The sequence below is a fragment of the Nonomuraea maheshkhaliensis genome (assembly GCF_039529435.1).
GTDB lineage: Bacteria > Actinomycetota > Actinomycetes > Streptosporangiales > Streptosporangiaceae > Nonomuraea > Nonomuraea maheshkhaliensis.
In genome coordinates this window covers 1-678 of sequence record NZ_BAAAMU010000330.1, presented here as the reverse complement: position 1 = coordinate 678, position 678 = coordinate 1, and the positions used below count along the sequence as shown (strand labels likewise).

Annotated in this window: 1 protein-coding gene; it reads right to left on the bottom strand. The window is 70.4% G+C overall.

What is annotated here, in order from left to right; genetic code table 11:
• The coding region (locus tag ABFX54_RS56695) for a GAF domain-containing protein (RefSeq protein WP_346115627.1) at window positions 1-668 on the bottom strand (668 nt) is incomplete at its 3' end.
• Window positions 669-678 lie beyond the last annotated feature (10 nt).

The window sequence follows — 678 nt, the reverse complement described above, 5'->3', positions numbered from 1 at the left end:
GCGCGGGCGGCCACCACCGACAGCACCTCGCGCGGGTCGGCGCCCGACAGCAGGCTCGTGGTCACCTCCGACGACGCCTGCAACCAGGTCTCGCGGCTGCGCGACTCCTCGTACAGGCGGGCGTTCTCCACCGCCACGCCCGCCGCCGTGGCCAGCGCGATCACCATGGCCTGATCCTCCTCGTCGAACTCGGCGCCGCCACGCTTCTCGGTCAGGTACAGGTTGCCGAACACCTCGTCGCGCACCCGGATCGGCACACCCAGAAAACTCCCCATAGGGGGATGGCCGGGCGGGAAGCCGTAGGACTCGGGATGGTCGGAGATGCGCCTGAGCCGCAGCGGCCTGGCGTCCTTGATCAGCAGCCCGAGCAGGCCCAGCCCATGGGGCCAGTGCTCGATCCTGGCGATCTCCTCCTCGCTGAGCCCGACCGGGATGAACTGCAGCAGCGTGTTCTCCTGCCCGACCACGCCGAGCGCCCCGTAACTCGCGTCCACCAGCGTGGTCGCCGTCTCCACGATGCGACGCAGCACCGTCTCCAGGTCGAGATCGCTGCCCACCGAGACGACGGCCTCCAGCAGCGCGTGCACCCGATCCCGGGTGGCCAGCACGGCCGTCAACCGCACCTGCAGCTCCGCCAGCAGCTCGTCCAGCCGCATCTGCGGGATCAGCGGATTGTGC